We start from the raw sequence: 25,390 nt of genomic DNA, 5'->3' as shown, positions 1-25,390 counted from the left end.
CCTATAGGATAATTTCATGAAAAATAAAATGTTTTATCGTGTTATCGGTGCCACAGTCGGTTTAGCGCTTTCCGCCACTTTCACCGTCCCCGCTTTTGCCGCCGATACTCAGACGCATAAACCTAAAGTCGCGCTGGTGATGAAGTCACTGGCAAATGAGTTTTTCCTGACCATGGAAACCGGAGCAAAAGAGTATCAGAAAAAAAATGCCGACAAGTTTGATTTGATTTCTAACGGCATCAAAAACGAAACGGATACGGCAAATCAAATCCAGATCGTTGAACAAATGATTGTCTCGAAAGCCGACGCGATTATCATTGCGCCATCAGACTCGAAAGCCCTTGTACCGGTCATTAAGAAAGCAATTGATGCAGGTATTATTGTCATCAACATTGATAACAAATTTGATGACAGTGTGCTTAAAGATAAAAACCTGAATATTCCTTTTGTTGGCCCGGATAACCAAAAAGGTGCAAAAGAAATTGGCGATTATTTAGCGAAGCATCTTAAGGCCGGTGATCAAGTTGGTATTATTGAAGGCATCCCTACCTCCAGCAACTCTCAGCAACGTACGCTGGGCTTCCAAAATGCAATGGCGCAGGGCGGCATGAAAGTCGTTTCTGTGCAATCTGGCCAATGGGAAATTAACAACGCCAATGCGGTCGCGGCGGCAATGTTAAGTGAGTATCCTGATATCAAAGCACTGTTAGCCGATAACGATAATATGGCATTAGGTGCCGTTTCTGCCATCCGCTCTGCCGGGAAAAAAGGACAGGTTCTGGTTGTCGGCTATGACAATATCGAAGCGATTAAGCCCATGTTAAATGACGGTCGTGTTTTAGCAACTGCGGACCAATTTGCCTCTCAACAAGCTGTATTTGGTATTGATGCCGCCCTTGATGCCTTAAAAAATGGCAAAAAACAGAATGAGCTCTCTAGCAACGTAGAAACACCAATAAAACTGATCGTCAAACAATAAGCGGAAAACAGTGCGCCGCTGTGGTACTGCCATCAATTGAGTATCAGAGCGGCTTACCGGATAAGGCCAGAATATGAAAAGTGGGCAAGAAATCCTCTCAATACAGGGGGTAGGTAAAACCTACAGTGAACCTGTTCTGGTGGATGTAACGCTAGCATTATATCCAGGAAAAGTACTGGCCCTGACGGGAGAAAACGGTGCCGGGAAAAGTACGTTATCAAAAATTATTGGCGGGTTAACCAACGCAACGACCGGAAAAATGGTTTATCAGGGGCAGCCTTACGCACCTGCGAACCGAAAAGAGGCGGAAACGCTGGGTGTTCGTATGGTTATGCAAGAACTCAATTTACTGCCTACGTTGTCGGTTGCAGAAAACTTATTTCTCGAACAACTTCCGCATCGATTCGGCTGGATCGATCGAAAAAAGCTAGCAGAAATGGCCCGTCCGGTGATGGCAATGGTTGGGCTGCAATCGGTCGATCCAACTACGCTGGTGGGCGAATTGGGTATTGGTCACCAACAGATGATCGAAATCGCCAGAAACCTGATTGGTGAAAGCCGGGTACTGATTCTGGATGAACCGACAGCCATGCTCAGTAGCCGTGAGGTCGAACTGCTGTTTAAACAAATAGCGCTCTTCAAAGCCCGGGGCGTTTCAATAATTTATATTTCTCACCGACTGGATGAGCTTGCGATGATTGCTGATGACATCGCGGTGCTACGTGATGGTCATTTGGTTTGCGTGGACGATATTAAACGCTATACCCGCGATCAACTTGTTTCGTTGATGGTCGGCCGCGATTTAGAAAGTTCATTTGATTTAAGTGGACGCCAGGCAGGTCAACCCATTCTGAAAGTGGAAAATTTTAAGCGTGGAAAAATCATTCGGGACACGTCGTTTACCTTGCACAGTGGCGAAGTGCTCGGCATTAGTGGCCTTGTCGGCTCTGGCAGGACAGAGCTGCTACGCGCTATTTTTGGCGCAGACAAAATAGACAGTGGCACATTACTGATTGGTACGCCACTTAAACCGGTGGTGATCCGTTCGCCTGCACAGGCTATCCGACATGGTATTGCATTAGTCACGGAGGATCGTAAAGGTGAAGGGCTTCTGTTACCACAGTCGGTTGCCGCAAATATCTCGTTGGGTAACAGCGACAAAATTAGCCATTTGTCGGTCGTTAACACATTGAGTGAAACCACATTAGCGAATAAACACATTAAAAGCTTAGGCGTTCGTACAACGAACACTTCACAGGCCGTGGAAAGCCTGTCAGGTGGTAATCAGCAGAAAGTTCTCATTAGCCGGTGGCTGGAACGAGACTGTGAAGTCGTCTTATTTGATGAGCCGACTCGCGGTATTGATGTGGGTGCCAAGCAAGATATTTATCAATTGCTGAATACGTTAACGGCTAAGGGAAAAGGCGTTGTTGTCGTTTCCAGTGACCTACGCGAACTGATGCTGGTTTGCGATCGTATTGCGGTCATTTCCGATGGCAAGTTAGTGAACACATTTACACGTGATAACTGGAGCCAGGATCGCATTTTAGCGGCTGCATTTTCGGCCTATCAGCATTCAGAAGAGACTGTCAGCGAGTAGCCGGGGATAAAAAATGAAAAACAATTTTGCGACAAAACAAGCGGCAGCAGAGAAAAGAAATACACCGACGTCATGGAAAGGCCTAAGTAGCTATATCGGGTTGCTCGGGGCGTTAGCCGCAATGATCGTCCTATTTTCATGCCTCAGTTCTCATTTCTGGAGCATGAACACTTTCAGCACTATTGCAAATCAGATCCCCGATTTAATCGTCATGTCGGTGGGGATGACATTTATCTTAATCATTGCCGGCATCGATCTTTCCGTTGGATCGTTGCTGGCGCTTGCTGCTGCAGTCGTCAGCGTCACCTATTTAAATTTTCATTGGACGCCCTGGCTGGCCGCACTTTCAGGCGTAGCACTCGCCACATTCGTTGGGGCGCTAACGGGCCTGATTACCGTTGCCTGGCGTATTCCGGCGTTTATCGTCTCACTGGGCGTTCTGGAAATGGCCCGCGGAGCAGCGTATCAGTTAACTGACTCGCGGACCGCGTATCTCGGTTCTATTTATGATTATTTAGCCGACCCCATTCTCTTTGGCGTCTCCCCTTCTTTTATTATCGCGATCGTTGTCATTGTTGCCGGGCATCTGGTGCTGACGCGAACCGTATTTGGTCGCCATTTGATCGGTATTGGCACCAATGAAGAAGCCGTTCGATTATCAGGTATAAATCCAGGTCCCTATAAGATTGCAGTCTTTGCCTTGATGGGGGGATTATCCGGTCTGGCCTCGCTGTTTCAGGTTGCCCGCCTTGAAGCCGCCGACCCCAATAGCGGCGTTGGCATGGAACTACAGGTGATTGCCGCAGTTGTGATTGGTGGCACAAGCCTGATGGGAGGACGTGGCTCTATTATCTGTACGTTTCTTGGCGCGCTGATCATTTCCGTTCTGGCTGCGGGACTGGCGCAAGTTGGCGCAAGCGAACCGACAAAACGTTTTATAACAGGAGCCGTGATAATCGTTGCAGTGGTACTTGATACCTACCGTAGCCACTTAAATAAAAAATAATCATGAGGGTTACCCGGCTTGACCGGGTAACCACAGCGGATGAAAGCCCTGCTACAATCCGAGCGCGGTCCCGACCAGCAACCAGATATTCAGTGCCACGACCAGCACCACAATCACCCAGCCAACCTGTTTCACCCAACGGCTATTAACTAAATCCCCCATCAGTTGGCTATTGCTGGTAAAAATCAGTAGCGGTACCAGCGCCAGAGCGATACCAAAACTGAGTAATACCTGACTCATCACCAGTATCCGGGTGGGATCAAGCCCCATTAAAATCACAATAAATGACGGCATCATGGTGACGCTACGGCGCACCCAGAGCGGGATATGAAAGCGGATAAACCCTTGCATAACCACCTGCCCCGCCAGCGTGCCAACCACGGTAGAGGAAAGCCCTGCCGCCACCAGACTTAAACCAAACACGGTTGCCGCAGCATGACTTAACAGCGGTTCAAGCGTCAGATAGGCCTGGTCCAGGTCTGCGATACCAGTATGCCCGCTAAAGTGAAACGCGGCTGCTGCAGTCGCCATCATCGCCAGATTGACAAATCCGGCAATCGTCATGGCGATAGCCACATCCCATTTCGTCGCTGCGTAACGCTGCAGGCGCGTACCACCATGCAAATGCTGGGTTAAGGAGGAGTGCAGATAAATGACGTGCGGCATGATGGTGGCGCCAAGCACACCGGCCGCCAGGAACACCGCTTCAGAATTAGGCAGGCTCGGTATAACCATCCCTTTGCTCAGCTGCGCAAGGTTCGGTTGGGAAAAGATCAGCTCGACAATATATGCCGCAGCCACGAACAACAACAAACCGCCGATCACTTTTTCCAGGGGTTTCTGCCCGCGGCGCTGCAGCATCAGAATTAAAAATGTCGCAATACCCGTGAGCGCAGCCCCCTGCAGCAGCGAAACGCCAAGGATGAGTTTAAAGCCAATCGCAGCGCCAATAAATTCTGCAAGATCGGTCGCCATCGCAATAATTTCGGCCTGTACCCAGTAAAACCAAACCACTGGACGAGGATAATGATCACGGATCTGTTCCGCCAGATTTTTGCCGGTGGCAATGCCAAGCTTGGCCGATAGCACCTGAATCAGCATCGCCATCAGGTTTGCCCAGACCACAACCCACAACAGTTTGTAGCCAAAGCTAGCCCCTGCCTGGATATTGGTAGCAAAGTTACCTGGATCGATATAGCCGATCGCCGCGATGAACGCAGGTCCCATTAATGCGAGCTTCAACTTGCGCGCTGCCCGCCCACTGCTACTCTCAACGCGATCGTTAGTCATTTTAGTGCCTCAGAAACATAGCCTTTGCTATGTTTCAAGCTACGCCTATTGAGAATGATTATCAAATTCATTTTAATGGGTGAAGTTGATTTCTCTGATAGCGTTTGTCTATGGAACGGTAAGAAATTTAGAAATGCCGGTAAGATGTTTGATTATTGTTATGAGATTAGCACAGTGACATAACTTTTCACTTCCATACTAAACATAACAGAAGTGTATCATCGATCACTAATTTTGAATCTCGTCACAGGTCCTTATTATAGTGTGTGTTTGATCTCGTTTTCTTTACTGTTGTTACATAGAATGTGCACGAAAACTAAATCTGCCTCAAATTTGGAGCAAATATGGACCGCGTTCTTCACTTTGTCCTGGCCCTTGCCGTGGTTGCGGTACTCGCACTGCTGGTAAGCAGTGACCGTAAAAAAATCCGCATTCGTTATGTTATTCAATTGCTTGTTATCGAAGTGTTACTGGCATGGTTCTTCCTGAACTCTGATGTCGGCCTGGGCTTTGTAAGAGGCTTCTCCGAGATGTTTGAGAAACTGCTCGGATTCGCTAATGAAGGGACTAACTTTGTCTTCGGCAGCATGAACGATAAAGGCCTGGCATTCTTCTTCCTGAAAGTGCTGTGCCCTATCGTCTTTATCTCCGCCCTGATCGGTATTTTGCAGCATATCCGTGTTCTGCCGGTTATCATCCGCGCGATTGGTTTCCTGTTATCCAAAGTGAACGGTATGGGCAAGCTGGAATCCTTCAACGCCGTCAGCTCCCTGATCCTGGGTCAATCCGAGAACTTTATCGCCTATAAAGATATCCTCGGTAAAATGTCTCGCAACCGCATGTACACCATGGCAGCAACGGCGATGTCTACCGTTTCCATGTCTATCGTCGGCGCGTACATGACCATGCTGGAACCAAAATACGTTGTTGCTGCGCTGGTTCTGAACATGTTCAGCACCTTTATCGTTCTGTCACTGATCAACCCTTATACCGTTGATGCCAGCGAAGAAAATATTCAGATGTCCAATCTGCACGAAGGTCAGAGCTTCTTCGAAATGTTGGGCGAATACATTCTGGCAGGCTTTAAAGTTGCGATTATCGTTGCAGCAATGCTGATTGGTTTCATCGCGCTGATCGCTGCCCTGAACGCCCTGTTCGCTACCGTGACCGGTTGGTTTGGCTACAGCATCTCCTTCCAGGGCATCCTGGGTTACATCTTCTACCCGATTGCGTGGGTGATGGGTGTGCCGTCCAGCGAAGCACTGCAGGTGGGCAGTATCATGGCAACCAAACTGGTTTCCAACGAATTCGTCGCAATGATGGACCTACAGAAAATCGCCTCTACGCTCTCTCCGCGCGCTGAAGGCATTATCTCTGTGTTCCTGGTTTCCTTCGCGAACTTCTCTTCTATCGGTATCATTGCAGGCGCAATTAAAGGCCTGAACGAAGAGCAAGGTAACGTGGTTTCCCGCTTTGGTCTGAAACTGGTATACGGTTCTACGCTGGTCAGCGTACTGTCTGCTTCCATTGCAGCACTGGTGCTGTAAGACGACATCAATACAGCCGTTACCAAACCGGGGAGATTCTCCCCGGTTTTTTTATGTCTGTTATCCAGCAATATAAGCAAATAAACGAGAAACGCAGGCAGGAATCAAATGCAAAAAACCCCCGCTTTTCAGCGAGGGTTTCAATTTTGGTGGAGCTAAGCGGGATCGAACCGCTGACCTCTTGCATGCCATGCAAGCGCTCTCCCAGCTGAGCTATAGCCCCACGATGCGTTTACGTACCAAATTCATTGGGATTAAATTTGGTGGAGCTAAGCGGGATCGAACCGCTGACCTCTTGCATGCCATGCAAGCGCTCTCCCAGCTGAGCTATAGCCCCGTCACGTAAAGCTTGTCGAGTTGACGGGCGGCATCATATGAATTCCCTTCGCGTGTGTCAACGGCAAAATTAACTCATAGAATTCAATCGCTGAAAAAGCAGGCAAATGGAGAACATTGCGCAACAACTCGCATTCAGTAGTTAAACGCGTCACGGTTTCTACTAAAATGGTGCTATAAAATGAGCCACTAATTAACCCCACGACCATTCAGGGAATCGTTATGTTCAAGGAACGGATGACGCCAGAAGAACTTGCTAATCTGACCGGATACAGCCGACAGACCATCAATAAATGGGTGCGCAAGGAAGGTTGGGCTACCTCACCCAAACCCGGTGTTCAGGGCGGTAAAGCCCGTCTGGTTCATGTTACCGAACAAGTTCGTGAATACATTCGCAGCGCTGAGCGTTCAGCGGAAGGCTTATCAGATAATTTATCTTTATCCGGTGACACCTCCATCGAAGCTCTACTGATAAGACTCGCCAAAGAAATGACGCCATCAGAACAGAAAATGTTTACGTCGCTGATCCTGCGTGAAGGCATTACGGGTTTGTTACAACGCTTAGGGATTCGCGACAACAAATAATATGAAAAAATTACGCAGTAAAATGACCACCGAAGAGCTGGCTGAATGTCTCGGTGTCGCCAAACAAACCGTCAATCGTTGGATCAGAGAGCAAAACTGGACAACCGAAAAGTTTCCCGGTGTTAAAGGTGGTCGCGCAAGGCTTATTCATATTGATGCCGGCGTCCGAGAGTTTCTTCTCAATATTCCAGCTTTTCGCAAGGCACCGGAATTTTATCAGGCAGAAGAACCGCTTGCCGAGTATACACACGTGGTTCGCAGTCACGCCTGCCGTCAGATAATCAGCGCACTGGATAACATGTCGCCAACGGAACAGGAAAAGCTGGCGATGTATATTTCGCGCGAAGGTATTCGCACTTTCCTGACCCGTCTGGGCATTGATGAGTCTGAATAACAGGCAAAAAAAACGGCAGGATGCACTCCTGCCGTTTTTTTATCGATCACTCTGCCTTACTGCTGACTTTCACGCTCAGCAATAAACGCGAGCGCCTTGTTAATACGTTCAATGCTGCGAGATTTACCAATCGCATGCACCGTAACGTCTAACGCCGGAGACTGACCCGCACCGGTTACGGCTACGCGCAGCGGCATCCCGACTTTACCCATGCCCACTTCCAGCTCATCAGCGGTTGCCTGAATCGCGTGGTGCACGTTTTCCGCGGTCCATTCACTGATAGCAGCCAGTTTGTCGCGAACCACTTCCAGTGGCTGACGCGCAACCGGACGCAGGTGTTTCTTCGCCGCATCGGCATCGAACTCAGCAAAGTCTTCATAGAAATAGCGGCAGCTCTGCGCCATCTCTTTCAGAGTCTTGCAGCGTTCACCCAGCAGTTTTACCAGCTCAGACAACTGCGGGCCGACGCGCGTATCGATATTTTCCTGCTCAATGTGCCACTGCAGATGCGTCGCCACATATTCTGGCGCCAGTGCATTAATGTAGTGGTGGTTCAGCCACTGCAGTTTTTCAGTGTTAAATGCGCTCGCAGACTTGCTCACCGCACCAAGAGAGAACAGCTTGATCATTTCTTCACGGGTGAAGATCTCCTGATCGCCGCTGGACCAACCCAGACGTACCAGATAGTTCAGCAACGCTTCCGGCAGGTAGCCGTCGTCGCGATACTGCATCACGCTGACCGCACCGTGACGTTTAGAGAGTTTTTTGCCGTCGTCGCCGTTGATCATCGACACGTGCGCGTAAACCGGCACCGGCGCGTTCAGCGCTTTCAGGATGTTGATCTGACGCGGGGTGTTGTTGATATGGTCTTCACCACGAATGACGTGGGTGATTTCCATATCCCAGTCATCAACAACGACGCAGAAGTTATAGGTCGGGGAACCATCTGTACGGCGGATAATCAGGTCGTCCAGCTCCTGGTTGCTGAATTCGATCGGCCCACGGATCTGATCATCAAAAATAACGGACCCATCCTGCGGGTTAGCAAAACGCACCACGCAAGGTTCATCAGCAGCGTGATGTTCGTGACCGTGACGGCAGCGACCGTCGTAACGTGGTTTTTCACCTTTTGCCATCTGTTCTTCACGCAGCTGTTCCAGACGCTCTTTGGAGCAGTAGCATTTATATGCCGTCCCCGCTTCCAGCATCTCATCGATGACAGCATTGTAACGGTCAAAACGTTTAGTCTGGAAATACGGGCCTTCATCCCACTCCAGATTCAGCCAGTTCATGCCATCCATAATGGCTTCAATAGCTTCCGGCGTGGAGCGTTCGAGATCGGTGTCTTCAATACGCAGCACAAACTCACCGCCATGGTTACGTGCAAAAAGCCAGGAATAAAGAGCAGTACGCGCACCGCCGACGTGCAGGTAACCTGTCGGGCTTGGCGCGAAGCGAGTTTTGATTTTCATGAAATGGCCTTACGTTTATAAAGATGCCGACAACCGGCAAATCCAGGGAAGATTATCAGGCTGGTATTCTATCACTGTGGTCTGATTCCTCAATGTTCATCGGGTTGGAACATCACGCTTTGCCATTTTCGTATACAAATCATGCGACATGGATTGTTTTGCGATCGTTTTGTTTAAATTTACGACGAACGAACAATTTCTTTAGAAAATGCGTTGACTCATTTTCAACTCTCCCTATAATGCGACTCCACACAGCGGGGGTGATTAGCTCAGCTGGGAGAGCACCTCCCTTACAAGGAGGGGGTCGGCGGTTCGAACCCGTCATCACCCACCAACTACTTTACGTAGTCTCCGCCGTGTAGAACAAGAAATTGAGAAGTGGGTGATTAGCTCAGCTGGGAGAGCACCTCCCTTACAAGGAGGGGGTCGGCGGTTCGATCCCGTCATCACCCACCACTTTCTCGCCAGCTGGATTTCTTGTTAAAATGTGAAGTACCGAAGTGGGTGATTAGCTCAGCTGGGAGAGCACCTCCCTTACAAGGAGGGGGTCGGCGGTTCGATCCCGTCATCACCCACCACTTCGGGTCGTTAGCTCAGTTGGTAGAGCAGTTGACTTTTAATCAATTGGTCGCAGGTTCGAATCCTGCACGACCCACCAATGTAAAAAAGCGCCCTAAAGGCGCTTTTTTGCTATCTGCGATTTATAAGATTCGAATCTGCCGCAGGTTCGGTGTTGAGCGCAGCGAAACAACGGAGCCGTTTACGGCGACGGCCCGAAGGGCGAGCGAAGCGAGTCATCCGGCACAGACATCATACCGTCAAAGCCGCCACCAGTTTTTCCAGCGCTGGCGTGGCCTGCTGCTGTTCATAGACAATATACAAATCCGCCGGAATACGTTCTTCTAACGGCCGGAATACCACGCCAGGCCAGCTCATCTGGGCATAGCTATCGGCAATCAGCGTAATCCCAATCCCCATGCTAATCATCGCCAGCACCGTTTGCGGCTCCCTCACCTCACGAATAATCATCGGTGAAAATCCGGCGCTCAGGCAAACGCGCTGTAAAAATGCCCAGTCGGTATGAATGGAGGGCATCGTGACAAAATATTCATTTCTCAACGCTTCCAGCGGTACGGATTCACAGGCGGTAAGAGCATGTTCTTCCGGCATGGCCACCAAAAATGAGGATTCATGTAAGCGCAGGCTGGTAAATCCGGGAGAAGGTTCAGTAGCCATGCGCCAAATTCCCGCATCCAGTTCACGTCTTTCCAGCATCGTCATCTGCATGGCAGGCATGTTCTCGCGAAACTGCACCTCAACGTTGGGATTTTCCTTCAGAAAACGCCGCATCACCGGACGCATTTTTCCCCACATTGCGGTACCAATGACGCCAAGCTCAATTCGCCCTGCCTCACCGCGACCAATCTGTTCCACTCGTGCCAGCGCCTGATTAGCACTGGATAACAGTCTGCGCGATTCTTCCATCAAAATTTTTCCGGCGTGGGTTAACGCCACGCTGCGGGAATGACGGATAAATAGCAACGTGCCGAGCTGCTGTTCCAGCTCTTTGATATGCGTACTGAGCGGCGGTTGCGACATATTCAGGCGAGCAGCAGCGCGTCCAAAATGCAGTTCTTCTGCGACGGCAAGAAAATAACGCAGTAGCTTCAGATCGATGCGGTGCGTGCGTTCCATGGATAATGCGCTCCTGAGTGAAGAATAATGCGCAAAGTTACCACATTGCATCGCAGAAAATGAAACGGCGGGTATCAGACCCCGCCGCTAAAGGAGCATTAATGTGCCGGTGATTTCTGCGCCAGTCGTTCAGGCTCATGCTTATATTTAAAGAACAATGCAAAAATAACCGCCAGGACCAGCGCGTAAGCGGCAAACACCAGCCAGATAGTTTGCCAATCCTTGACGCCATCGACAGAAAAGTAGTCCACTGCCATCCCGCTCAGGATTGAACCCACCCACGCGCCAATGCCATTTACCATCGTCATAAACAGCCCCTGGGCGCTGGCGCGAATGCTTGAGTCAACTTCCTGCTCGACAAATACCGACCCGGAGATGTTGAAGAAATCAAACGCGCAGCCGTAAACGATCATCGACATAAGCAGCAACACAAAGCCAAACGGGGACGGATCGCCAAAGGCAAAGAAGCCAAAGCGCAGCGTCCACGCCAGCATGCTCATCAGCATCACCGTTTTGATGCCAAAACGTTTGAGGAAGAACGGGATAGTGAGGATAAAGCCCACTTCCGCCATCTGAGAAACCGACAGCAAAATGGAGGGATATTTCACCACAAAGCTGTTGGCAAACTCAGGGTTACGGGCGAAATCATGCAGGAACGGATTACCAAAGACGTTGGTAATTTGCAGCACCGCCCCCAGCATCATGGCAAACAAAAAGAAAATTGCCATGCGCGGATTTTTAAACAAAACAAACGCATCCAGCCCCAGCTTACTGGCCAGCGTGGCGGATTCTTTTTTCTCCGCAACCGGTATTTTCGGCAACGTCAGCGCATACAGAGCCAGCAGCAGCGATGCGCCTGAAGCGATATACAGCTGCGCGCTGCTCAGCTCCAGCCCCATTAAGCTGACCGTCCACATCGCCACAATAAAGCCAATCGTGCCAAATACACGAATTGGCGGGAACGCGGTGACCGGATCCTGACCCGCCTGCGCAAGGCATGAATATGAGACGCTGTTCGATAACGCAATCGTCGGCATATACGCCATCGCGTTAACCAACATCACCCAGAACATGGTCTGGGGATCGGTAACGGTTGTGGCGTACAACAGCACGCCAGCACACACCAGATGGCACAGCATGTAGGCGCGCTCGGCACGCAGCCACTTATCGGCGATGATCCCCATAATGCCCGGCATAATAATCGCTGCCAGCCCTTTCGAGCTGTAGACCATACCCACATTCGCGCCGGTAAAATCCAGGGTGTTAATCATGTAAGAACCCAGGGTAACCAGCCAGCTACCCCAGATAAAATATTGCAAAAACGACATGAGCTTTAAGCGAGATGCGATACCCATTTTTCCGTTCCTTGCCAAAAAAGTAAGACCCCGCAAGCGGGGTCATGTTTTAATTATTCAGGCCAGTTTGCGCAAAAAGCCGCAGATCAGATTGATAAAATTCTGCTGTGAGAGTTCCGCTGCCGCCAGCGTCTGCGCGTGAGATAACTTCACATCCCCCAAACCTTCCGCCAGGTTGGTGATGGCAGCCACCGCAACCACTTTCAGACCGCAGTGGCGCGCAGAGATAACCTCAGGCACCACCGACATCCCCACCACATCGCCACCAATGATTTGCATCATGCGGATTTCTGCCGCGGTTTCAAAGTTTGGCCCCGGATAAGAGACAAATACGCCTTCGCTCAGCGGGAAACCTTCTTCTGCGGCAACGGTTTGCAGGATTGCACGATAGTCAGCATCATAGGCATTCGCCAGCGAAAAGAATCGCTCGCCAAAACGCTCATCGTTAAGTCCCACCATCGGTGTACCCGGCATCGTATTGATGTGATCGCTAAGCGCAACCAGACTACCCGGCCCAACTTCAGGGCGGAGGGAGCCTGCGGCATTGGTACAAAATAACAGTTCACAGCCCAGCAGCTTCAGTGTGCGAATGGCATCGGTCATCACCGTCATGCCGCGACCTTCATAAAAATGCCCACGCCCTTTCATACAGGCCACTGGAATACCGGCCAGATTTCCCAGCACCACCTCACCGGCATGACCATGTACGGTACTGACAGGGAATCCCGGCAATTTCTCGTAAGAGATGGCCACTGCATCCTCGATTTGATCCGCCAACGCGCCGAGGCCTGAGCCAAGAATAAAGGCTACGCGCGGCGTGAAATCGGGTTTGCAACTACGAATGATGTCGGCGCTGTACCAGGGATTTTGCGAGAAAAGAGAGTGACTCATGAGATGTCCTTAATACTGAGTAGTCGAAAATAATGTCGCGTACCGCACTGTTATAGCGAGACTACGCAATCGATTACCAATACCGTTTATCCCGACAACCGATAGTAAATCGGTATGGATGAGTCGCACTAAACCAGCCTGAAATCACATTTTTTTCGGGCCAGAAATGGCACAGAAATAGAGATACATGCAGATTTGGGATTTTTATTATTAAACTCTGCTCGGCCGTATTGTCGCTGAAGTTCTGTTCACTAATGCCGATACTCATGTTTTATGGCGTGAGGAATCCGTATGACAACTATCAACGTTTCCACCCCAACTGTTCAAAGCAGTAGCGGCGGAAAAGCACCAGCCGGGAATGATATCTCCGCACAGATTGCGCAAATCACCCAAAAGATAACCAAGCTAACCCAGCAGCTCAAAGATATCCCCAACAGCAGTGGCACTATTGAGCAGAAACGCGAGCAGCAGGAACTTATTCAGACCCAAATCAAGATGTTACAAGCCCAGTTGGATCAATTGTTGCGTCGGCAGGCCGAGGAGTCGCAGCAAAAGCAAAGCGCCGATCAGAGAAAAGCTGAAGGCATCAACACGGCTTCCGACCAACATCAGGTCGATATTTATATCTGATACAACGGATCGCGGGCACGACCGGCGGTTAATTCACTGGCCTGCATTCGCACCACGTCCCACAATGCCTGAGCGGCGGTTGAGAGAGCGCGATTTTTGCGCCGCGCCAACATCAGTTGTCGTTCCACAACAGGCGTCAGGCGCTTAACCTGCAAGTGGCTACCCTGCGGTAAGGGGAGCGCCAGTGCGGGCAGCACGCTGATGCCAATCCCCGCTTCCACCATCGGGAACAGCGTTGCCGGGTGTCCAATCTCCTGAACAATATTGGCATCAATGGAAAAATGGGCCAACGCCGCATCGATAAGCGGTCGGCTGCCGGAAGCGTAATCCTGTAACACCAGACGTTCGTGGTACAAATCCTGCCAGTTTACCCACTCACGTTGGGCTAACGGATGATCATGGCGACACAGCAGCAGGAACGGTTCGGACAGTACGGCTTCACACTGCAGATCGGTCACGGCGCCTGGGTCAATCACAATGCCAAAATCCACCTCTCCCTGACGAATACTCTCCAGTACCCATTGTTGTGGCCTGTCGTGCAGGACAAAATCGATTGCCGGATAAAGCAGGTTGCTCTGCGCAATACACTGCGGAATGAGATGCGCGGAAATCGTCTGGCTGGCAGCAACCCGCACCGTACCGGTTAACTGCGTACCCACCTGCCCGGCTTCACGCAGCGTACTATGCAGTTCATCCAGAATGCGTTCCAGCCGTGCCGCCAACTGGTGTCCGGCTTCCGTCAGCACCACCTCGCGCGTTGTACGATCCAGTAGCCGGACACCCGTCTGCCCTTCCAGCTCTTTTACACTATGACTAACCGCCGACTGGCTTAAGCCGATGATATCCCCCGCCCGGCTAAAACTTTTGGCCTGAGCGACGGTGACAAAGATACGTAATTGACGCAAAGAATAATTCATCGATTCTATTCATATATAGATGCAATAAATCAATTTTATTTCTCAAATGGAAAAACGCAAAATGTTGCTACCGAATTTCAGGAGTCTTTATGAAACTTTTTCGTATTCTTGATCCGTTCACGATAACGCTGATTACCGTTGTTTTATTGGCGTCGTTTTTCCCGGCCGAAGGTGGCTTTGTGCCTTTCTTTGAAGGCTTAACCACCGCCGCCATTGCGCTGCTGTTTTTTATGCACGGCGCCAAACTCTCTCGTGAGGCGATTATTGCCGGCGGTAGCCACTGGCGTTTGCATCTGTGGGTGATGTGCAGCACGTTCGTTGTCTTCCCGGTGCTGGGCGTCCTGTTCGCCTGGTGGGCGCCCGTCAACGTTGACCCGATGCTGTACACCGGATTCCTGTACCTGTGTATTTTGCCCGCCACGGTGCAGTCGGCTATCGCCTTTACCTCAATGGCAGGCGGTAACGTTGCCGCCGCCGTGTGTTCCGCTTCGGCCTCCAGCCTGTTGGGTATCTTTCTTTCGCCGCTGCTGGTAGGCCTGGTCATGAATATGCATGGCGCAGAAGGCAGCCTGGAACAGGTGGGGAAAATCATGCTGCAGCTGCTGCTGCCGTTCGTGCTGGGGCATCTCTCCCGACCGTGGATTGGCAACTGGGTGTCAAAACATAAAAAATGGATCGCAAAAACGGATCAATCTTCCATTTTACTGGTGGTTTACTCCGCCTTCAGTGAGGCCGTGGTTAATGGGATCTGGCACAAAGTGGGGGTCGGTTCACTGCTGTTTATCGTGGTTGTTAGCATCATATTGCTGGCAATCGTGATTGCTATCAACGTCTTTGTCGCGAGGAAATGCGGTTTCAGCAAAGCTGATGAAATCACTATTGTCTTCTGCGGATCGAAGAAAAGTCTGGCCAACGGGATCCCCATGGCAAACATCCTGTTTCCGACATCGGTAATTGGTATGATGGTGCTGCCATTGATGATTTTCCACCAAATTCAGCTGATGGTGTGCGCCGTGCTGGCGCGTCGCTACAAACAACAGACGGACGCGCTGCAGGCGCAGCAGAAGAGCCGCGCCGCGAAGGCCTAAAGCGGGCGTTTCAGGGGCTGAACCAGCTGCGTCAGCCCCTCAGTTTTAATCAGCAGCGTGATTTGCATCAGCTCACCCAGTTTGCCCGGCGGAAATTCATCCTTACGGGCAAACCACAGCAGATACTCTTCCGGAACGTCAATCAGCCGACGCCCTTTATATTTGCCAAAGGGCATGACGGTATTGGCGATCTCTATCAGCTGCTCTTTTTCCATCTCAGGCACCCAGCAAGCGGATCATTTCAGCTTCGTCGATAACGGCAATGCCCAACTCCTGCGCTTTTGCCAGTTTAGAGCCCGCCGCTTCCCCCGCAATCACCAGATCGGTTTTCTTCGACACGCTCCCCGCCACTTTTGCGCCCAGCTCGGTCAGACGCGATTTGGCGTCATCGCGTGACATCAGGCTCAGGCTACCGGTCAGCACAATCGTTTTACCGGCAAACGGGCTGTCGATTTCTTCAGCGTTGATAACCACCGGCGCTGGCCAGTGGATCCCCTGCGCCAGAAGTTGCACGATCACCTCGCGGTTACTCTCTTCGGCAAAGAAGTTAAACACGTGAGTGGCCACCACAATGCCCACATCCGGTACTTTTTGCAGCTCTTCAATGGAAGCCGCCTCCAGCGCATCCAGCGTACCGAAATACGCGGCCAGACCCGCAGCCGTCGCTTCGCCGACTTCACGAATACCCAGCGCGTAGAGGAAACGGGCAAACGTGGTCTCTTTCGCTTTTTCCAGCGCATTCACCACGTTTTGCGCAGACTTCGGCCCCATACGATCGAGGCCGGTCAGCTTACCGGCGGTCAGCGTGAACAGATCCGCTGGTGTGTGCACGTACTCTTTCTCGACCAGTTGATCGATAATTTTGTCGCCCATACCGTCAACATCCAGCGCACGGCGGGAAACGAAGTGTTTCAATGATTCCTTCCGCTGTGCCCCGCAGATTAAACCTCCGGTACAACGAGTAACCGCTTCTCCTTCCACACGCTCAACGTCAGAGTTGCATACCGGACAGTGGGTGGGAAACTCGATTTCGCGCGTATCTTCCGGGCGTTCGGAGAGTACGACGTTCACCACCTGTGGGATGACATCGCCCGCACGGCGAATAACAACTTTGTCGCCAATACGCAAACCCAGCCGCTCGATTTCGTCAGCGTTATGCAGCGTTGCGTTACTCACCAGCACACCAGCCACCTGCACTGGCTCGAGGCGAGCGACAGGCGTAATCGCGCCGGTACGACCGACCTGAAACTCAACGTCGCGAACAAAAGTCATCTGTTCCTGCGCCGGGAACTTAAAAGCTACCGCCCAGCGCGGTGCGCGGGCAACAAAGCCCAGTTGCTCCTGCAGCGCCATGGAGTCGACTTTGACAACCACGCCGTCAATATCGAATCCAAGCGTCGGCCGGTCTTCTTCAACCTTATGATAGTAAGCGAGTACTTCCTCCGGAGAGTCGCACAACGTTACCCTGTTGCTGACCGGGAGGCCCCACGCTTTAAACTGCAGCAGGCGACCCAGATGGGTATCGGGCAGTTCGCCGCCTTCCAGCACGCCGACGCCATAGCAGAAGAAAGTAAGCGGTCGCTTCGCTGTAATACGTGGATCGAGCTGACGCAGTGACCCAGCCGCCGCGTTACGCGGGTTAGCAAACACTTTGTTGCCAGTGCGGCGGGCTTCTTCGTTGATTTTTTCAAACCCGGCCTGCGGCAAAAACACTTCACCGCGCACTTCCAGGCGAGCCGGAATATTATCGCCACGCAGTTTTAACGGGATCGCGCGGATGGTGCGCACGTTCGAGGTAATGTCCTCGCCAGTCGTACCATCACCACGCGTTGCCGCGCTGACCAGCACACCGTTTTCATACAGGATACTGACCGCCAGGCCGTCCAGCTTAAGCTCGCAGCACCAGGTCAGTTTATCCGTGCTCTTCAGTCTGTCCTGAACGCGCTTATTGAAAGCGAGAAAACTCTCCTCATCAAACACGTTATCCAGCGACAGCATCGGCACTTCATGACGGATCTGGCTGAATGCCGCCAGTGGTGCGGCACCTACGCGCTGGGTGGGTGAATCGGGCGTGACAAGTTCAGGATGCTGCGCTTCCAGTTCACGCAGTTCGCGCAGCAGACGATCGTATTCCGCATCAGGAATTTCCGGCGCATCCATCACATGGTAGAGATACTCATGATGGCGAAGCGTGGTTCGCAGTTCTGTCAGTTGTTGTTCGATTGATTCCATATCGCACCATCAATGATAAAAAACCCCCGACAGGCGGGGGTTCAGAAAGGAGAGGTCACGCCAGAGGAAAATCAGGCGTGAGATTCTTTAACTTCGCGGATGCGGTCCTGATACTCGCGCAGTTTCTGCGGCGTCATCATGCGACGTTGATCGTCGAGCACCACACCGCCCACTTCATCGGCAATGTGCTGTGCGGACTGCAGCATCAGCTTGAAGTTTTGCAGCTCGTCACCATAGGACGGAACCTGCATAAAGATAGTGACGCCCGGCGTGCTGAAATCGCCGGTCATCTCAGGGTCAAACGTCCCTGGGTTAACCATATTGGCAAGACTGAACAGCGACGGGCCACTACCATCCGGGCTGAGATGACGATGGAAAATATTCATATCGCCAAATTTAAAACCAGCCTGCTGAATGCTGTTGAGCAACACTTCACCGTTGAGCTCGCTGCCGTGATGCGCCGCAACGTTCATAATGATGACCGCTTCTTTACGCTGCGGTTTTTCAGCAACGGGCGCTTCTTCAACAACCGGTTCAGGCTGCGGTTGCTGTTCAACAACAGGCTCTGCTGGCTGGAAGGTCTGTGGCGCAGGTTGTGGCGCGGGCTGCTGAACCTGCGGCGCAACGGGCTGATGTTGCATCGGCTGCTGCGCAGGTTGCTGCTGAACAGGCTGATGTTGCACCGGCTGCGGCTGCTGCTGAACATGCGGCGGCGGTACAGGCGCTTGTGCAGGCTGCTGCGCGTGTTGACGCGGCTGAGCAGACGCATAAGGCGGCTGGTACTGGTGTTGCGGCGACTGAGGAGGAACACCATGTTCCTGAGCGCTGCCGGGAGCATGATTCACACGATGCACGCGGACTTCGCCCACGCCTTCGTCTTCCTCGACGTTGTCGTCGTAGGAATCCTCGTCATCACGTTTAGACTTCATGCGTTTCAGTGGGCGATCGCGGAATATAGAAGACCGTTCTTTACGGCTAGTCCAGAAACCATGTACCAGTAAAGCGATTATGGCGATCGCGCCAACAATGATTAATATCAGACGCAAATCCTGCATCATTATATTCTCTGTTGTTCTAACACCTTGCCACCACGGCAAACATTTACTCACTAAGAGTATTTGCCGATTACGCCAAGTGCAAGTGCACTCTTGGCTTTCACGGCATAAAGATGAATAAAAACGTGCTTTTTGCTGTTTTTTCGAACATTTCTGAACAGCCTAACGCTCAACAACCCGGTAAGATACGCAAAGTTTACCAGAGCTCATATAACAAGGAGTATGTCCTGACCATGGTTTCATCATCTGCAGTTGTACCTCGCAGCGGTTTTTATTACTTTTCTCAGGGATGGAAACTCATCACTCAACCGGGAATTCGTCGCTTTGTTATCCTGCCTTTACTGGTGAATATTCTGCTAATGGGCGGCGCATTCTGGTGGCTGTTTACGCAACTGGACAGTTGGATCCCTGCGCTGATGAGCCACGTCCCGAACTGGCTACAGTGGCTTAGCTATTTGCTATGGCCGATTGTCACGATCTCCGTGCTACTGGTGTTTGGCTACCTGTTCTCTACCATCGCCAACTGGATTGCCGCACCGTTTAACGGCTTGTTGGCGGAACAACTCGAAGCCCGCCTGACAGGTGCAACACCGCCTGACACTGGCGTTCTTGGCATCATGAAAGATGTGCCCCGTATTATGAAGCGCGAATGGCAAAAGCTGGCGTGGTATCTCCCGCGCGCCTTTGTGTTACTGCTCCTCTATTTTATCCCCGGCGTGGGGCAGACCGTTGCCCCGGTACTGTGGTTCCTGTTCAGTGCGTGGATGCTGGCTATTCAATATTGTGATTATCCGTTCGACAACCACAAAGTGCCCTTTAAAGAGATGCGTATCGCCCTGCGCACACGCAAAGTCACCAACATGCAGTTCGGTGCGCTAACCAGTCTGTTTACGATGATCCCGGTGCTCAATCTGTTCATCATGCCGGTTGCGGTTTGTGGTGCCACAGCGATGTGGGTAGACTGCTATCGTGCTAAACACGCGTTATGGAAGTAATGCAAAAATGTGTAAAACAGGGGGGGCTTATGCCGTCCCTTATTCCATACTGACGTCGAATATTTCCTTTCTGAATATAGATATGCTAAATCCTTACTTCCCCATACTTTCTCAACAGGTATGCTGAAGCGGTATCCCAATTTCATACAGTTAAGGACAGGCCATGAGTAAGATTTTTGAAGACAACTCGCTGACTATCGGTCATACGCCGCTGGTTCGACTGAACCGTATCGGTAACGGACGCATTCTGGCGAAGGTGGAGTCACGTAACCCGAGCTTCAGCGTCAAATGCCGTATCGGTGCCAATATGATTTGGGATGCCGAAAAACGTGGTGTACTGAAGCCGGGCGTTGAGTTGGTCGAACCAACCAGCGGCAACACCGGGATCGCGTTGGCCTACGTTGCTGCCGCCCGTGGTTACAAACTCACCCTGACGATGCCAGAAACCATGAGCATTGAGCGTCGCAAATTGCTGAAGGCATTGGGTGCAAACCTGGTGCTGACCGAAGGCGCGAAAGGCATGAAGGGCGCGATTCAAAAGGCAGAAGAGATTGTTGCCAGCGCCCCAGAAAAATTCCTGCTGCTTCAGCAATTCAGCAACCCGGCTAACCCGGAAATCCACGAGAAAACTACCGGCCCGGAAATCTGGGAAGATACCGATGGTCAGGTTGATGTGTTTATCTCTGGCGTAGGTACCGGCGGTACGCTGACCGGGGTGACTCGCTACATTAAAGGGACCAAGGGCAAAACGGACCTCATCACCGTTGCCGTTGAGCCGACAGACTCTCCAGTTATCGCCCAGGCGCTGGCGGGTGAAGAACTTAAACCAGGTCCACATAAAATTCAGGGCATCGGTGCAGGCTTCATTCCAGGCAACCTTGATCTGAAACTTATCGATAAAGTCGTCGCCATCACCAATGATGAAGCAATCTCTACTGCGCGTCGCCTGATGGAAGAAGAAGGTATTCTGGCAGGTATCTCTTCAGGTGCTGCCGTTGCTGCCGCGCTTAAGCTGCAGGAAGATGAAACCTTTACCAATAAGAATATAGTGGTTATTCTACCGTCATCGGGTGAGCGTTATCTGAGCACCGCACTGTTTGCCGATCTCTTCACTGAGAAAGAACTGCAACAGTAATGCCAGCATGTTAAAAACGCGTAAAAAAGCACCCTTTTGGGTGCTTTTTTGTGGCCTGCTTCAAAGTTTCAACCCACCTGGCATTGATTCAGCCCGCCGGAACTGGTATTTAACCAAACTAATTATTTTGATGCGCGAAATTAATCGTTACAGGAAAAGCGCTAGCTGAATCGATTTTATGATTTGGTTCAACTCTTCCTTTCGCGGCATAATGTTTAATGACGAACGAAACGTCAGCGGCAAGAAGTTGCCAGCAACGGATTGCACCGAACTCCTTTTGTGTCGCGTCCTGTTTACGTCGACGCTAACAATACAGGCTAAAGTTGAACCGCCAGGCTAGACTTTAGTTCCACAACACTAAACCTATAAGTTGGGGAAATATAATGTTCCAGCAAGAAGTTACCATTACCGCTCCGAACGGTCTGCATACTCGCCCTGCTGCTCAATTTGTTAAAGAAGCAAAAGGCTTTACGTCTGAAATCACTGTGACTTCCAACGGCAAAAGCGCTAGCGCAAAAAGCCTGTTTAAGCTGCAGACTCTGGGCCTGACTCAGGGCACCGTTGTTACCCTTTCCGCAGAAGGCGAAGACGAGCAGAAAGCAGTTGAGCATCTGGTTAAACTGATGGCTGAACTCGAGTAAGTTCAACGAGTTCTTTTAAATATCAGTCACAAGTAAGGTAGGGTTATGATTTCAGGCATTTTAGCATCCCCGGGTATCGCTTTCGGCAAGGCACTGCTGCTGAAAGAAGACGAAATCGTCATTGACCGGAAAAAAATTTCTGCCGACAAGGTTGATCAGGAAGTTGAACGTTTTCTGAGCGGTCGTGCCAAGGCATCTGCGCAACTGGAAGCGATCAAAACCAAAGCTGGTGAAACATTCGGTGAAGAAAAAGAAGCCATCTTTGAAGGGCATATTATGCTGCTCGAAGATGAGGAGCTGGAGCAGGAAATCATAGCCCTGATTAAAGATAAGCACATGACGGCTGACGCCGCTGCGCATGAGATTATCGAAGGTCAGGCCACAGCCCTGGAAGAGCTGGATGATGAATACCTGAAAGAACGTGCGGCTGACGTACGTGACATCGGTAAACGCCTGCTGCGTAACATCCTGGGTCTGGCAATTATCGACCTGAGCGCTATCCAGGAGGAAGTTATCCTGGTTGCCGCTGACTTGACCCCGTCAGAAACTGCACAGCTGAACCTCGAGAAGGTGCTGGGTTTCATCACTGATGCAGGTGGACGTACCTCTCATACCTCAATCATGGCGCGTTCTTTGGAACTGCCTGCCATCGTCGGTACTGGTAGCGTCACCTCTCAGGTGAAAAACGACGACTATCTGATTCTGGATGCCGTAAACAATCAGGTTTACGTCAACCCAACTAACGACGTTATCGAACAACTGCGTGCCGTTCAGGAGCAGGTTGCTACCGAGAAAGCGGAACTCGCTAAGCTGAAAGATCTGCCGGCTATCACGCTGGACGGACATCAGGTTGAAGTGTGTGCCAACATTGGTACCGTTCGTGACGTTGAAGGCGCTGAGCGTAATGGCGCTGAAGGCGTGGGTCTGTATCGTACCGAATTCCTGTTCATGGACCGTGAATCGCTGCCAACTGAAGAAGAACAGTTTGCTGCGTATAAAGCCGTTGCTGAAGCGTGTGGCTCTCAGGCGGTTATCGTCCGTACCATGGACATTGGCGGCGATAAAGAACTGCCGTACATGAATTTCCCGAAAGAAGAGAACCCGTTCCTGGGCTGGCGTGCCGTGCGTATCGCGATGGATCGTAAAGAGATCCTGCGTGACCAGGTTCGCGCTATTCTGCGTGCCTCTGCTTTCGGCAAACTGCGCATCATGTTCCCGATGATTATCTCTGTTGAAGAAGTGCGCGCACTGCGCAAAGAGATCGAAATCTACAAACAGGAACTGCGCGACGAAGGTAAAGCATTCGACGAAAGCATTGAGATTGGCGTGATGGTGGAAACACCGGCTGCGGCAACCATTGCGCGTCATTTAGCCAAAGAAGTTGATTTCTTTAGTATCGGTACCAATGATTTAACGCAGTACACCCTGGCAGTTGACCGTGGTAATGATATGATTTCACACCTTTACCAACCGATGTCGCCATCTGTTCTGACGCTGATCAAGCAAGTTATTGATGCTTCTCATGCTGAAGGCAAATGGACCGGCATGTGTGGTGAGCTTGCAGGCGACGAACGTGCTACACTTCTGTTGCTGGGGATGGGTCTGGACGAATTCTCTATGAGCGCCATTTCTATCCCGCGCATTAAGAAGATTATCCGTAACACGAACTTCGAAGATGCGAAGGTGTTAGCAGAGCAGGCTCTTGCTCAACCGACAACGGACGAGTTAATGACGCTGGTTAACAAGTTCATTGAAGAAAAAACAATCTGCTAATCCACGAGATGCGGCCCAATTTACTGCTTAGGAGAAGATCATGGGTTTGTTCGATAAACTGAAATCTCTGGTTTCTGATGATAAGAAAGACACCGGAACTATTGAGATTGTTGCTCCGCTCTCTGGCGAGATCGTCAACATCGAAGACGTGCCGGATGTAGTTTTTGCTGAAAAAATCGTTGGTGATGGTATTGCTATCAAACCAACCGGTAACAAAATGGTTGCTCCTGTAGATGGCACCATCGGCAAAATCTTTGAAACCAACCATGCGTTCTCTATCGAATCTGATAGCGGCATTGAGCTGTTTGTTCACTTCGGTATTGATACCGTTGAACTGAAAGGCGAAGGTTTCAAGCGTATCGCTGAAGAAGGTCAGCGCGTGAAAGTGGGCGACCCGGTTATTGAATTCGATCTGCCGCTGCTGGAAGAAAAAGCCAAGTCTACCCTGACTCCGGTTGTTATCTCCAACATGGACGAAATCAAAGAACTGATCAAACTGTCCGGTAGCGTGACCGTGGGTGAAACCCCGGTTATCCGCATCAAGAAGTAATTCTTGCCGCAGAGAAAAATGGCGCCGATTGGCGCCATTTTTTTATACACTTCATCCGCCATTAAATGTGCGCGGTCATCGGTCGATAATACGCTTCGCGCATCAGGATTTTCATGCCCTCCGGCCCGCTTTCCAGCATCCGTCGTTCCGAATCCGCCACCAACAACTCACAGTCGTAACCACCCGCAATGCCAAACATGGCCCGCGCCACGCAGATATCTTCCAGCGCTTCTTTCCCGCTGGTGTCAAAATGTCCAACCATACGCCCATTCTGGCGAACCACCAGCCGGTAACTCTTCATCGCGACTCCCCTGCCGGTGGCAGAATTAATTCATCACAACCGCACTGGTGCGTCCACGTCATCACGTCCAGTACGCGCTGTGCAGCGTCATGCGTGGCAGCAGTGAGTGGTTTCCCCAGCACGATACCGCTCACCAGTTCGGCGCAGAACAGATCGCCGGTGCCCTTCAGGTCCGTTTTCACCCGCGGATGGGCTAGCACCTCAACCGTTTCAGCTGTCACAACGGCAACCTGAATGACCTCCTCGGTTTCTCCCGGTGCGCTGGTGATCACCACCCATTTCAGCGTATCAGTGAGCAGCGATTTGGCTGCCGATATCGCTTCATCCAGCGTGCGACACGGTTTACCGCTCAATATCTGCAGCTCAAACACGTTTGGCGTCAGTCCCTGTGCCAGCGGTAACAGATGTTTGCGATACGCCTGCGGTATTTCAGCCTTTACGTACATGCCGCTGTCCGTATCGCCAATCACCGGATCGACCAGAATACACAGATCCGGGTGGGTAGCCCGAACGGTCTCCAGCCACTGTGCCAACAGAGCGATTTGTTCCGCACTGCCCATATACCCCGTGGTCACCGCTTTTAGCTCACGTAACGCATCGCGCTCATTTAAGGCGCGAAGATAGCCGCTAAACCAGTCGGCCGGGATAACACCACCATAAAAGGTCTCATAATGCGGTGTATTACTGAACAGCACCGTTGGGATCGCGGTGACGCGTAATCCCTGCGCTTTGATAGCTGGGACGGCGATACTGTTGCCTACGCTGCCATACACCACCTGTGACTGGACGGCGACAATATCGGTTTGTAACGCCCGATGCTTGTCGTCGAAGAGCACTGACTGAATATCACTCCCCTGCTCCATAAATCTCTCCTCTCGCTGGACAGCGGGCTAACGCCTCACTATTATCGTCATATGCTAAAA

At 51.2% G+C, this 25,390-nt stretch carries 24 protein-coding genes and 6 tRNA genes; 17 read left to right on the top strand and 13 right to left on the bottom strand.

Annotation, left to right across the window (positions count from 1 at the left end; translation table 11 throughout):
• The first annotated feature begins 16 nt into the window (after window positions 1-16).
• The 3 genes from G8S19_RS06640 to G8S19_RS06630 all read left to right on the top strand — a co-directional run bounded on the left by G8S19_RS06640 (window position 17) and on the right by G8S19_RS06630 (window position 3,585).
• Window positions 17-979, top strand: a complete 963-nt coding sequence (locus G8S19_RS06640; protein ID WP_101742351.1) for a sugar ABC transporter substrate-binding protein — start codon at window positions 17-19, stop codon at window positions 977-979.
• Window positions 980-1,052: 73 nt separating this feature from the next.
• The gene (locus G8S19_RS06635; protein ID WP_124021357.1) at window positions 1,053-2,579 is read left to right on the top strand and encodes a sugar ABC transporter ATP-binding protein; all 1,527 of its coding nucleotides are present in this window, start codon (window positions 1,053-1,055) and stop codon (window positions 2,577-2,579) included.
• A gap of 13 nt (window positions 2,580-2,592) precedes the next feature.
• On the top strand, window positions 2,593-3,585 hold the full coding sequence (locus tag G8S19_RS06630) for an ABC transporter permease (RefSeq protein ID WP_061068251.1): 993 nt from the start codon (window positions 2,593-2,595) through the stop codon (window positions 3,583-3,585).
• Between the two features lie 51 nt (window positions 3,586-3,636).
• Here the strand turns inward: G8S19_RS06630 and G8S19_RS06625 are convergent, their stop codons facing one another.
• Entirely contained in the window at window positions 3,637-4,875 is a 1,239-nt protein-coding gene (locus G8S19_RS06625) for an Nramp family divalent metal transporter (RefSeq protein ID WP_253686359.1), read from the bottom strand.
• A 344-nt stretch (window positions 4,876-5,219) separates the two neighbouring features.
• On the opposite strand from G8S19_RS06625, the gene nupC reads away from it, so the two are divergent.
• Complete coding sequence (nupC, locus tag G8S19_RS06620) at window positions 5,220-6,422, top strand: nucleoside permease NupC (RefSeq protein ID WP_048210997.1); 1,203 nt, start codon at window positions 5,220-5,222, stop codon at window positions 6,420-6,422.
• Between the two features lie 147 nt (window positions 6,423-6,569).
• Here the strand turns inward: nupC and G8S19_RS06615 are convergent.
• Window positions 6,570-6,645 (bottom strand) — tRNA-Ala (locus tag G8S19_RS06615).
• Window positions 6,646-6,683: 38 nt separating this feature from the next.
• A tRNA-Ala gene (locus G8S19_RS06610) sits at window positions 6,684-6,759 on the bottom strand.
• 221 nt (window positions 6,760-6,980) lie between these two features.
• On the opposite strand from G8S19_RS06610, the gene G8S19_RS06605 reads away from it, so the two are divergent.
• Entirely contained in the window at window positions 6,981-7,343 is a 363-nt protein-coding gene (locus tag G8S19_RS06605) for a YfeC-like transcriptional regulator (RefSeq protein ID WP_003028277.1), read from the top strand.
• 1 nt (window position 7,344) lies between these two features.
• Window positions 7,345-7,737 carry a YfeC-like transcriptional regulator gene (locus tag G8S19_RS06600; RefSeq protein ID WP_061068253.1) on the top strand — a complete coding sequence of 131 codons (393 nt, stop codon included), beginning with the start codon at window positions 7,345-7,347 and terminating at the stop codon, window positions 7,735-7,737.
• Between the two features lie 56 nt (window positions 7,738-7,793).
• Here the strand turns inward: G8S19_RS06600 and gltX are convergent, their stop codons facing one another.
• Entirely contained in the window at window positions 7,794-9,209 is a 1,416-nt protein-coding gene (gene gltX, locus G8S19_RS06595; protein WP_048210996.1) for a glutamate--tRNA ligase, read from the bottom strand.
• A 258-nt stretch (window positions 9,210-9,467) separates the two neighbouring features.
• Here gltX and G8S19_RS06590 point away from each other — a divergent pair.
• From G8S19_RS06590 to G8S19_RS06575, 4 genes are all read left to right on the top strand, one after another.
• Window positions 9,468-9,543: transfer RNA gene (locus G8S19_RS06590), tRNA-Val, on the top strand.
• A gap of 46 nt (window positions 9,544-9,589) precedes the next feature.
• Window positions 9,590-9,665: transfer RNA gene (locus G8S19_RS06585), tRNA-Val, on the top strand.
• Between the two features lie 46 nt (window positions 9,666-9,711).
• Window positions 9,712-9,787, top strand: a tRNA-Val gene (locus tag G8S19_RS06580).
• A 4-nt stretch (window positions 9,788-9,791) separates the two neighbouring features.
• A tRNA-Lys gene (locus tag G8S19_RS06575) sits at window positions 9,792-9,867 on the top strand.
• 152 nt (window positions 9,868-10,019) lie between these two features.
• Here G8S19_RS06575 and G8S19_RS06570 read toward each other — a convergent pair.
• The 3 genes from G8S19_RS06570 to xapA form a co-directional block, all read right to left on the bottom strand.
• Entirely contained in the window at window positions 10,020-10,904 is an 885-nt protein-coding gene (locus tag G8S19_RS06570; RefSeq protein ID WP_115643121.1) for a LysR family transcriptional regulator, read from the bottom strand.
• Between the two features lie 98 nt (window positions 10,905-11,002).
• Window positions 11,003-12,259, bottom strand: coding sequence for a nucleoside permease (locus G8S19_RS06565; protein WP_115643120.1), 1,257 nt, complete (start codon window positions 12,257-12,259; stop codon window positions 11,003-11,005).
• Between the two features lie 57 nt (window positions 12,260-12,316).
• A complete protein-coding gene (xapA, locus tag G8S19_RS06560) occupies window positions 12,317-13,150 on the bottom strand; it encodes a xanthosine phosphorylase (RefSeq protein ID WP_253686357.1) in 834 nt (277 codons plus the stop codon).
• 291 nt (window positions 13,151-13,441) lie between these two features.
• Here xapA and G8S19_RS06555 point away from each other — a divergent pair, with 291 nt between their 5' ends.
• The gene (locus G8S19_RS06555) at window positions 13,442-13,780 is read left to right on the top strand and encodes a FlxA-like family protein (protein ID WP_048210992.1); all 339 of its coding nucleotides are present in this window, start codon (window positions 13,442-13,444) and stop codon (window positions 13,778-13,780) included.
• Here G8S19_RS06555 and G8S19_RS06550 read toward each other — a convergent pair.
• On the bottom strand, window positions 13,771-14,697 hold the full coding sequence (locus G8S19_RS06550) for a LysR family transcriptional regulator (RefSeq protein ID WP_253686355.1): 927 nt from the start codon (window positions 14,695-14,697) through the stop codon (window positions 13,771-13,773). The two genes, G8S19_RS06555 and G8S19_RS06550, sit on opposite strands and share 10 nt — an antisense overlap.
• 89 nt (window positions 14,698-14,786) lie before the next feature.
• On the opposite strand from G8S19_RS06550, the gene G8S19_RS06545 reads away from it, so the two are divergent.
• The gene (locus G8S19_RS06545) at window positions 14,787-15,785 is read left to right on the top strand and encodes a bile acid:sodium symporter family protein (protein ID WP_061068297.1); all 999 of its coding nucleotides are present in this window, start codon (window positions 14,787-14,789) and stop codon (window positions 15,783-15,785) included.
• Here the strand turns inward: G8S19_RS06545 and G8S19_RS06540 are convergent.
• From G8S19_RS06540 to zipA, 3 genes are all read right to left on the bottom strand, one after another.
• Entirely contained in the window at window positions 15,782-16,000 is a 219-nt protein-coding gene (locus G8S19_RS06540) for a DUF3820 family protein (RefSeq protein ID WP_048210989.1), read from the bottom strand. The two genes, G8S19_RS06545 and G8S19_RS06540, sit on opposite strands and share 4 nt — an antisense overlap.
• 1 nt (window position 16,001) lies before the next feature.
• The gene (ligA, locus tag G8S19_RS06535; protein ID WP_253686353.1) at window positions 16,002-18,017 is read right to left on the bottom strand and encodes an NAD-dependent DNA ligase LigA; all 2,016 of its coding nucleotides are present in this window, start codon (window positions 18,015-18,017) and stop codon (window positions 16,002-16,004) included.
• 71 nt (window positions 18,018-18,088) lie between these two features.
• On the bottom strand, window positions 18,089-19,075 hold the full coding sequence (zipA, locus tag G8S19_RS06530) for a cell division protein ZipA (protein WP_253686351.1): 987 nt from the start codon (window positions 19,073-19,075) through the stop codon (window positions 18,089-18,091).
• 230 nt (window positions 19,076-19,305) lie between these two features.
• Here zipA and cysZ point away from each other — a divergent pair, with 230 nt between their 5' ends.
• The 5 genes from cysZ to crr all read left to right on the top strand — a co-directional run bounded on the left by cysZ (window position 19,306) and on the right by crr (window position 24,166).
• Window positions 19,306-20,067, top strand: a complete 762-nt coding sequence (cysZ, locus tag G8S19_RS06525) for a sulfate transporter CysZ (RefSeq protein WP_086523404.1) — start codon at window positions 19,306-19,308, stop codon at window positions 20,065-20,067.
• Between the two features lie 163 nt (window positions 20,068-20,230).
• Window positions 20,231-21,202 (top strand): cysteine synthase A, encoded by a 972-nt coding sequence (gene cysK / locus G8S19_RS06520; RefSeq protein ID WP_253686349.1) that lies wholly within the window; start codon window positions 20,231-20,233, stop codon window positions 21,200-21,202.
• A 383-nt stretch (window positions 21,203-21,585) separates the two neighbouring features.
• Window positions 21,586-21,843: a phosphocarrier protein Hpr gene (ptsH, locus tag G8S19_RS06515; RefSeq protein WP_002913505.1), complete on the top strand. Its 258-nt coding sequence runs from the start codon at window positions 21,586-21,588 to the stop codon at window positions 21,841-21,843.
• Window positions 21,844-21,888: 45 nt separating this feature from the next.
• Window positions 21,889-23,616, top strand: a complete 1,728-nt coding sequence (ptsI, locus tag G8S19_RS06510; RefSeq protein WP_005121951.1) for a phosphoenolpyruvate-protein phosphotransferase PtsI — start codon at window positions 21,889-21,891, stop codon at window positions 23,614-23,616.
• A 40-nt stretch (window positions 23,617-23,656) separates the two neighbouring features.
• Window positions 23,657-24,166: a PTS glucose transporter subunit IIA gene (gene crr, locus G8S19_RS06505; RefSeq protein WP_000522253.1), complete on the top strand. Its 510-nt coding sequence runs from the start codon at window positions 23,657-23,659 to the stop codon at window positions 24,164-24,166.
• A 61-nt stretch (window positions 24,167-24,227) separates the two neighbouring features.
• On the opposite strand, the gene G8S19_RS06500 is transcribed toward crr, so the two are convergent.
• Window positions 24,228-24,467 (bottom strand): cytoplasmic protein, encoded by a 240-nt coding sequence (locus G8S19_RS06500; protein ID WP_101742264.1) that lies wholly within the window; start codon window positions 24,465-24,467, stop codon window positions 24,228-24,230.
• Window positions 24,464-25,330, bottom strand: a complete 867-nt coding sequence (gene pdxK, locus G8S19_RS06495; RefSeq protein ID WP_061068300.1) for a pyridoxine/pyridoxal/pyridoxamine kinase — start codon at window positions 25,328-25,330, stop codon at window positions 24,464-24,466. The genes G8S19_RS06500 and pdxK overlap by 4 nt, the downstream gene beginning before the upstream one ends.
• Window positions 25,331-25,390 lie beyond the last annotated feature (60 nt).

The sequence above is a fragment of the Citrobacter sp. SX206 genome (assembly GCF_024181025.1).
In the GTDB taxonomy this organism is placed as follows: domain Bacteria; phylum Pseudomonadota; class Gammaproteobacteria; order Enterobacterales; family Enterobacteriaceae; genus Citrobacter; species Citrobacter youngae.
The sequence above is the reverse complement of the archived record's forward strand: the minus strand, read 5'-3'. Positions and strand labels throughout refer to the sequence as shown.